Below are 9,025 nucleotides of genomic sequence, written 5' to 3'. Positions count from 1 at the left end.
CCCAACAGAGTGACGGCCACACGCCGCCCGGCACAGCACCCGAACGGCGCGTCACATCACAACAGGGCAAACGTTCCCTGCTACGGCACTAGCGACCCGGTCGGCGACCATCGTCAGACCCGTGATCAGCACCGCAGCCTCGACCGACACCCGATCCGGAGCCTCGTCGAGGCCGAACAGGTGCCACAGCAGCCGGGTGTAGCGGCGGCGCAGGTCCTGCCACACGGGTCCGCCCAGGGTGGCCTGCACCCGGTGAACGGATGCCGCCCCGTCCACGTCGAGTTGCAGAAACCGGCCGTGGTGCCCGCCCAGACACTGAGCAGCGCGTACGGCGGGACTGTCGTTCCCGCCGACGGCGAATCCCAGCTCGCCCAGCAGATGCAGCCCCGCATGCATCGACGCGCGGGCGTGCGGCACGTGCACCACCGGGCCCGTGTCCGCCAGCAGGTCCTCCCCCAGCCGTATGCGCGCCGAGGGCTCAAGGGACTGCCAGTACGGGATCAGCTTTCCGATGTCATGCATGGCCGCCAGGAAAGAAACCAGCGAACGCGCCTGCTCCTGCGAGACGTTGAGCCCGGCGCTGATGACCTCGCGTTGGCTCGGAGTCAGGAACCGGTCCCACAGCACCCCGGCCACCGCACCCACATCGATCAAGTGGAACAGCAGCGAATACACCGTCAGCGTCGCACTATCGAACTTCCCCCAGGGACGACGGTCAACACCGTCGTACCGGGCGTCCTCAACAGCTCCCATGCCTACATGCTGCCACCCCTGGAATCCGCGACAGTGTGATCGCCCAAAAACAGAGCAACCACCCTCGCGCCCACTAGAATCCACGCTCTGCCTGTCCATCTCCGTACGGACTCAACCTCTGATGTGGCATCATTTCCCTAGCCAGTCGCGAGCAAATGACAGGCAAAGCCTGTCAGAATGACCAGGTCAAAGAGGGTAAAGCCCGCGCGAGCGGGAGTGACTCGCCGCCGTCCGTGGCGGACCAGATCATCGCAATGTAAAGCCCGCGCGAGCGGGAGTGACTCCGCGGCCGCCTCTTCCACCTTCTGGTGGAACGTGTAACGCCCGCGCGAGCGTGACTCGGCGATGTACTCCAAGTTCATTTCGACGATGAGGTAGAGCCCGCGCGAGCGGGAGTGACTCGGTGGCGTACGTGGTCAGGACGACCGCGTCCGCGTAGAGCCCGCGCGAGCGGGAGTGCCTCGTTAGTGTGTGCTCATGACACGGAGTCGTATCGGTAGCGCCCGCGCAAGCGGGAATGACTCGATCGCCGCCCTATGGGAGTCGATCGGCTTCCGTTAGAGTCCGCGCGAGCGGGAGTGACCCGGTGCCTGTGCCGATGTCGGCCTCCCAGATCAGGTAGGGCCTGCGCGAGCGGGAGTGACCCGGACCTGAAGCGGTCGATCCCGGGCCTGGCCACGTAGAGCCCGCGCGAGCGGCAGCGGGAATGACCCGTGCCGCTGCCACTCCGCCGGCCACACCGGGTTGTAGGGCCCGCGCGAGCGGGAGTGACCCGATGCCCGGCCAGGCTCCGCGCGAACAACAGGCTCAGCGCCCGCGCGAGAAGTGACCCGCCGGTGAGCCAGACCTCGGAGTCGGGGTGCAGGCAGAGCCCGCGCGCGGGAGTGAACCGGGCTCAAGAGCGTCCGCACCGCAGCCGCCGCGGTAAAGCCCGCGTGAGCGGGAGTGATGCGCTCTTCCACACCCACCGCTTCGGATCCATCGAGCGGAGCATGTGCGAGCGGGAGTGACCCGGAAAAGGGCCGCACCACCGAACACCTGACGGAGTAGAGCCCGCGCACGCGGGAGTGACGCCTGGCCCGTGCAACTTCTCCGACCTCTGCACTGGTAGGGAGTCACCCCTGCTCGCGGGGCCGAGCCAGCGGTTGCAGTGCTTGCTACGCTCACAGCCCGGCAGTACTTACCCCGTCGCAGCGGGGGTGGCTCGATGTCTTCCGGTTGCTCTCCCGGTTCCAGCAATTCACCCCGCGCGAGCGGGGGTGACTCCCAGCGTCGTCGCGCGCCCCCCGCAGATGCAGCCCTCGACCCCGCGCGAGCGGGGGTGGCTTCATTCATAGTGGCGCGCAGAGTAGGGAGCGCGCTGTGGCTTTCGATGGTGTAGCTGGCTCATACTCACGGCCGCTAACGTCGTTCGAAGAACAGCGGATACTTTCCGAATCCACCAGCAAGGTCGAGCTTCGAGCCACCTCTCCTCGGGGTCCCTGACAAGGCAGCGTTCGGTGACGGGTTCATGATCAGCGTGCCCCCAGCGGCGGCCAGTGCAGGTGTGTGGCCAGGCCAGCCGCCCGCGTCCTCCCCGTGCACGCACAATGGGCAGTCGACGCGGGGTTCCCCTAGTCGCACGCACCTGCGACCATCTTGTCTCGTTCGCATACGTATTGGGGGTGTTGCGTGACATCAGTGCAGAGCAACGACCAGCGGCTGCTCGACCGCATCCTGGATGATCAGCACCGCCGGCTGGCCCCGAATCAGGGGCGGGATGATTTTTTCACTTTCTTCGCCGCTGACAAGGCGTTGCAGGACTGGGATCTCGACAACGACGAGATCACGGACGGCATCGTGGACGGTGCGCACGACTGCGGTATCGACGGCATCTGGTCCTTCGTCGACGGCCGTTACGTCACGGCCGATGCTCACCAGTACCTGGCCTCGAGGGCAGGCACGATCGAGCTCGTCGTTCTGCAGGCCAAGACGTCTCCTGGCTACCAGGAGACGGTCGTGGAGAAGCTGCACTTTCACTTGCCTGCACTTCTCGATATGGGACGCGATGAGGACGACCTTGCTCCTCACACCAACGCCAAGCTGCTGGAGCGCACGCGCCGTTTCCTGCACGTCCTTGAAGAGCTCGCCTCGTCGTTCCCGCAGGTGCGGGTGAAGGTGATCTATGCCAGCAAGGCCGCGGAGGGCCCGCATCCGAACGTGAAGTCCAAGGGCGACCGGCTGCGCCGGGAGCTCGCGCGGATCACCTCCGATACGGAGGCCACCATTGAATATTTGAACGCTGCTGACCTCCGGGAACGGACTGCCCGCGGGGCCAAGGCGGTAGCGCAACTCGTCTTCTCCGAGACGCCAATGAGCACTTCGCTCGGCGAGGGCTACGTCTGTCTGGCCCGCTTGGACGAGTACTACCGATTCATTACCTCTGACAACGAGGCGCTGCGGCTGGAGTTGTTTGAGTCGAACGTACGGGACTACGCCGGGTCCACCGCGGTGAACAACGCCATCGGCGGGACCCTGAAGTCCGGTACGCGTGAGGACTTTTGGTGGTTCAACAATGGTGTCACCGTCGTCGCCGACGCCGCTCAGATAGCGGGTAAGAAGATCGTTATCAAGGACCCCCAGATCGTCAACGGACTTCAGACCAGCCACGAGGTCTACAGCTATTTCCAGGCCGGCGGGAAGCACCTCGACAGGTCCCTGCTGGTCAAGATCGTCGTCGCGCCGGAGGCCGGCACCACACGTGACAGGATCATCCGGGCCACCAACAGTCAGACGCAGCTGCCTGCGGGGGCGCTGCGGGCGACGGAGTCCATCCAGAAGGATATCGAGGAGAGCCTCGCCCATGGTGGCGGCTACCACTACGAACGCCGGGCTGGCTATTACCGTAACCTCGGCTTTCCCCTCGACCAGGTCGTCAGTATGGCCCGTCTGGCACGCGAGTTCACCGCCTTCGCGCTCCGTGAGCCGCACACAGCGTTGCGCCACTCGGAAGCCCTGCTGCTGGACGACAAGCACTACAACCAGATCTTCTCCCCCAAGCGTGACCTCGACCTTTACCGCCTCACGCTGGACGTGCATACGCGCCTGCGCCGCTTCCTGATCCAGTACGCCGAGGACCGGCCCTTGCTCGGCGAAACCGTCGAGAACTGGCTCTACCCACTCGCTGGCGTGTCCGCCTACGCGCTCACCCGGCTGCGGCAGCCCACCACGCGCGACCTGCTCAACATCGACCTCGACCATCTCGACACCGACCTCATGGAACGCATGACCGGGCTCCTCGACCAGAACTTCAAATCCGCCCTGCGCGCCAACAAGGCCGGCGGCGTCGACCGGATCGCCCGCAGCCCTGAATTCACCAACCGGGTCCGCCAGTCCGTCATCTCACAAAGCCGCTTCCACATCGAGCACTAACAGCCAACTCCGAAGACTTGCTCGGTAGATTCTGGCCGTTCCGGCCCCATCCGATGTCGGGTGCCTCATCGAAGACAGGGACAATGCAGCTGGTCAGAGCGATATAGGTTAGCGGCGCATCCTCGGAGAGCTCCGCTGACGACGCTGTGCGTTGAAACTGGTCGCGCCAGGAATGGTCCTGCCCGCAAAAAGACGGCATGCGGACCGGGGTAGGCCCCCTCTGAGCGGTCAAGCCTTGCACCGTGCAGCACTCTGTCCCGAGAAGAGGGCATCGCGATTGAACGCAACATCCCCGCTCCGCGGCCACCAGTTGCCGTGCGCCGCCGCCCTCCGGCATGTACCCGGCAGCTGACGTAGCACCTGTACCTGCGCTGAAACCGTCTGCGAGCGTGGGAAGATACGCCAAAGTCAATGAAAACAGCTGAGCGCTCTTGCTACGCTGCAGCTCAGTAAGCCTCAGCCCCGCGCGGAGCAATAGTCAATACCTGTGGATCACGGCTGTCCGTTGAGGCCGATTTTCCTCTTGCCGTAGGGGGAGAAGATCGACGCCCAGCCGGTCCAACCGGCGTGGACCTGGGCGATCTGGGAAGGCAGAGGCATGACGGGAAGCAGGTTTCTGCCCTTGGCCCAGTTGGCGAGGAGGCCCTCGGTGGTGTCCACGGCGGAGACGACCATGGTGACCTTCGCGTTGCCGTCCAGGTGTCCCACAACGCCCACCCTTCGGGGCGTGCTTCCACTCCCAGTCGAGCACAGGCATGCGGGTAGGTCTCGTTGGTGCCGATAGGCATGGCCTCGGGGCGGATGAGGGCCACGGCGGCGAGGGGAACCTGTGGGCGCTCTGCCTCCTCCTCCAGGCACCCGTCCAGGGGGAAGTGGTAGTGCCGCAGCGTCCTTCCCAGAGCGTTGACACTGCGTTGGAGCGGCCCCTCACCTTCGGCGTCGCCGGCGTACCAATGCTCGCCGGCAGCTGCGGAGGTGACTGCCTTGGCGAGCCGTTCGATCTCCCGCAGATAGTCGAGTTCGGAGAGCTCTGGCCTGGTCATAGGGGCAGTGTCGCATCGCTGCACCAGATCTGTGCAACTGTCTTTCGTGTCACGCGGCCTGCTCCTGGCGCTCGACCAGGACGCCGTTCTCGAACCGGGCCCCGGTGCGGACAAGGGGCACCAGGTGGGCACCGGTGATCGCGCGCCAGCGGGCCTGGGCGGACTCGACGAGCTTGAACACCACCGCCAGCGCCGCTGCTGCGCTGCCGGCGCCGCGGGTGACCTTGGTGCGGAGTTTGACGGTGGAGAACGTGGACTCGATCGGGTTGGTGGTTCGCAGGTGGATCCAGTGCTCGGCCGGGAAGTCGTAGAACGCCAGTAGTTCCTCCCGGTCGTCGGTGATCTTCGCGACGGCCTTGGGCCACTTGGTGCCGTAGGTCTTCGCGAATGCCTCGATCGCCTTCTCGGCGTGGGTGCGGTCCTCGGCGTTGTAGATCTCCTGCATCTCCTTCGTTGCGCCAGGCTGCGCGGACTTCGGCAGGGCGTTGGTGACATTGCGGGCCTTGTGAACCCAGCACCTTTTGGCTTTATCGACGACTCACGACAGCAGTTGTTCACGACTGCGGGAGGCACCTGCCGTGCCGGGATGTCGATGTCGACGAGAACGGGAGGCGTTACGCCGCCGCGGCCCGCGCGACGGCGTCGATGCTGCGCCACCGATCACCTGGCCCCGTAGCCAGCGCTTTTGTCCTCGGCCCCCGGGCTCCGATGGCGGCGCAGACGGCGGGGCGCTTCCCCCGCGGTGGGCGGTGCTGTCCATCGTCGTGAACAGCTCGGCGCCGGCCGCCGAAGTGCCTCCCGAACTGCTGTAGAAACGCTGCTCCTCGACATGTACAGAGCCAACCTTTGATGCCGGGCGGCAGGGAAGACCTCGGCGAGTGCCTTCCACAGGCCCATCGCGCCGTCGGCGACGACCAGCTCGGGGTCGCGCATGCCGCGGCGGCGGCAGTCGCGCAGCAGGTCGGCCCATGACTCGGTGGACTCACGCAGCCCCTCCGCGAGGGCGATCAGCTCCTTTGTGCCGTCCAGCCGGACCCCGAGCAGGACCAGCACGCACGAGTGCGCCTGCCCGAGCCGGACCTTCGGATGGACGCCGTCGGCCCACACGTAGACGAAGTCGCGGTCCGACAGGTCCCGGCCTTGGAAGGCGGCGTGATCGTCCTGCCACTGCCGGGTCAGCCGGGTCACCGTCGCGGCCGACAACCCGGCCGTGCCGCCGAGGAACTGTTCCAAGGCGGGCACGAAGTCGCCGGACAACAGGCCGTGCAGATAGAGCAGCGGCAGCACCTCGGAGATCTTCGGCGACTTGCGGCACCACGGCGGCAGGATCTTCGAGGAGAATCGCTGCCGCTCGCCCGTGGCCTCGTCCACGCGGCGGTCGTTCACGCGTGGCGCGGTGACCTCGACGGGCCCGGTCGCAGTCACCACGGTGCGGGGCCGATGGTGGCCGTTGCGGACCACCAGGCGTCGGCCGCTCTCGTCAGTCTCAGCCGCCAACTCGGCTATGTACTGGTTGACTTCCACCTCCAGTGCGGCGGCGAGCATCCGGCGGGCGCCTTCGCGGACGATCTCGTCGATCAGGGAGCCGGAGGGGGTGGAGCCGTCGTCGGTGACTACGCTGAGCGGGCGTGCCTTCCCGACCCGCGCTGCGAACGCGGGCCTACTCGGTGACCATCACAGGATCATTCGGGAAGGTACGCCCTCTGCGTGCCTTCCCGGGCCGATCCACAGGTCCTGAGCATTGCTCCCCCGCGCGAGCGGGGGTGACTCCGGCTCCACGGACAACATGATGGACATCGACATCTCAGCCCCGCGCGAGCGGGGGGCGACTTCACGGTTGGATGTCCCAATAGAGCATTCCAGGTTCTGTCCCACGCAGTGAGCGCGACTTGTCTCGCTCTCGTGCCGCAACCCAGCGCTCTTTTGCCGCGGCTGCGATCCTCCAGGCTGGCACCGCGGGGGCAGCTTCGGGACTCATCTCATTCGATGCCCGCTCGTACCTCGCAGCAGCAAGAGCGGCATGGCCACTCCCCTGCCCAAGAGGTCCGCACGCGCCCGACGAAACCGTGGCACGCTGATCGTTGTCTGCAGTCGGTGAGCCGTCATCAGTTCTGGCTCAAACAAGCGTGATTCAGGCCGCCATTCGATCCCCCCGGCCATAGTCAGCCGCTCGGCTTGGATGGCTGGACCCTCACAGTGAATTCGGCGGAGCGGGTCAGGATTCGTTATCAGTGCTCTCTTTGTACGTCGCTGATCGAGGCATTTGGTTCGGGGAGAGCTGGCTCAGGGCATAGGCAAGTTCCTCTGGCTTGTCACGCAGGCGGGCCAGCGCCCAGGCTGTGCGGGCGTCCATCCCGGGGCCAAAGTGGGTGGCCAGGTGCCGGGCTCGCCAGGTGGTCAAGGGCGCAAGGATCCACCGGCTGAGGGGGAATCTGGGGCAGTTGGCAGGTACCGGGGGTACCGGTCTCACCCCGTACCTCCAGGGTCCGGCACAGGCGGGTGGGCACTTGCCCCGGAGGGTTGCGGGCGCAGGCCACAGTCAGGGCGGGCGCAAACGGTGTGGCGACATGTGTGGAGGTTGGCGAGAGCGTGCCGTGCCTCGACGAGTGCGGGGTCCTCGGCTTCGGGGTTGCCGTAGAGGAAGCGGGACATGGCGTCGCGGGGTGTGTGGGCGTTACGAACGTCGATGAGGAGGGAGAAGACGAAGTCTTGGTCAAAGCGTCGGTCATGTACGGCCTGGGCCCAGGCGACGAGAATGGTGTAGGCGCGTTCACGGACGGCGGGGTGGGTGAGGGTGGTAGTCCATGCCTCGACAAGGAACTCGCGTTCGCGTGGGGAGGCTTGGGCTCGAGTGAGGAGTTGGGGCAGCACGCCCTGGGCGGGGTCGGCGAGGGCGAGAAAGGCTCGTGGCCCGGCTGCGTGTTCTTCGTAGCGGCTGAGCCAGGTTTCGACCGCGTTGATCACGCGGGTGAAGCCGTCATTGCTCGCGGTGGCGTGGGTGATCAGTGCATCGGTGGCAATGGCGGTGGCTGGGTCCTCGACAGGAGGACCGAGGACCCAGCGAAGCCGGGTGAGCGCCTTATGGGGGTGACGTGTGCCGTACGGTCCGCGGCAGACCAGCGCGACAGTGGTGCGGTGATTGAGCTTGCCTTTCGTGAAGTCGAGCAGGTAGCGATGGGTGGCGTGCTCGAGTTCGGGAGTTGTTGCTGCTGCGGTAAAGATGCTGGCGGCGGTATGCAGGCGCGGGTCGTCGGCGCTGGTGGTCGCTTCGATCCAGCTCTTGAGGACGGGGAAGAGGGGTGGGTCAATCGCGTTGCGGGACAGCTCGAGCAGGCGCATAGCGATCTGTTCGGGCCACGGGTCGGGGATGACACCGGGTGCGGTGATCCGCTTGAGCCAGTCTGTAGTGGCTTGGCGCTCTTCGGCCCAGTGGTGCCAGTCCGTGCGAATGGCGGCCATGGGAAGTCCGGGCATTCTATGGAAAACGGCCCGGTCGTCGTCGGAGACGTCAACGCCGACGGTCTGCATTCGGCGCCGAGGGCTGCGGCCTTCCCGGTAGCGCCGCGTGCGGCCCTCAGCAGGTTCGTCGAATTTGCCCGCAACGTTGATGCACAGTTCCAGTGGTGCGCCTTCGAGGTAGGCGGCAGTCAAGAGCATGGTGCGGTCGGCGCCGCGTGTACCCGGTTCGGTCAGGACGTGGGTCAGGAATTGCTCCCATAGGCGCAATACCGGTGACTTTGCAGGTGCTGGCTCGTTGAGTTGGTGTGCCAAGGCCAGGACAGTTGAAGGCAGTTGAGAGTGATCGGTTTTCGGATCGC

4 protein-coding genes and 2 pseudogenes are annotated in these 9,025 nt (G+C 65.9%); 1 reads left to right on the top strand and 5 read right to left on the bottom strand.

All coding sequences use genetic code 11. The annotated features are described in order from the left end of the window. Positions 1-51: 51 nt before the first annotated feature. Complete coding sequence (locus tag ACIPEK_RS45600; RefSeq protein WP_402008704.1) at positions 52-753, bottom strand: CRISPR-associated endonuclease Cas3''; 702 nt, start codon at positions 751-753, stop codon at positions 52-54. Positions 754-2,433: 1,680 nt separating this feature from the next. Between ACIPEK_RS45600 and ACIPEK_RS45595 the strand changes: the two genes are divergently transcribed. Continuing rightward, a complete protein-coding gene (locus ACIPEK_RS45595; protein ID WP_402008702.1) occupies positions 2,434-4,164 on the top strand; it encodes an AIPR family protein in 1,731 nt (576 codons plus the stop codon). Positions 4,165-4,656: 492 nt separating this feature from the next. Here the strand turns inward: ACIPEK_RS45595 and ACIPEK_RS45590 are convergent, their stop codons facing one another. The 4 genes and pseudogenes from ACIPEK_RS45590 to ACIPEK_RS45575 all read right to left on the bottom strand — a co-directional run. Then, entirely contained in the window at positions 4,657-4,872 is a 216-nt protein-coding gene (locus tag ACIPEK_RS45590; protein WP_402008700.1) for a hypothetical protein, read from the bottom strand. A gap of 384 nt (positions 4,873-5,256) precedes the next feature. Next, positions 5,257-5,727 (bottom strand): annotated as a pseudogene (locus ACIPEK_RS45585) (transposase); the annotation flags it as partial. A gap of 323 nt (positions 5,728-6,050) precedes the next feature. After that, positions 6,051-6,788: pseudogene (locus tag ACIPEK_RS45580) on the bottom strand (transposase); the annotation flags it as partial. An 885-nt stretch (positions 6,789-7,673) separates the two neighbouring features. Next, positions 7,674-9,025: hypothetical protein (locus ACIPEK_RS45575; RefSeq protein WP_402008698.1), on the bottom strand; the 1,352-nt coding region annotated here is incomplete at its 5' end.

This window comes from Streptomyces sp. NPDC088246 (assembly GCF_044741025.1).
In the GTDB taxonomy this organism is placed as follows: Bacteria; Actinomycetota; Actinomycetes; order Streptomycetales; family Streptomycetaceae; genus Streptomyces.
The sequence above is the reverse complement of the archived record's forward strand: the minus strand, read 5'-3'. Positions and strand labels throughout refer to the sequence as shown.

Bases quoted from the DNA above. Each gene is read 5' to 3' on its own strand.
- ACIPEK_RS45600 (WP_402008704.1), bottom strand. From the start codon at position 753: ATGGGAGCTGTTGAGGACGCCCGGTACGACGGTGTTGACCGTCGTCCC.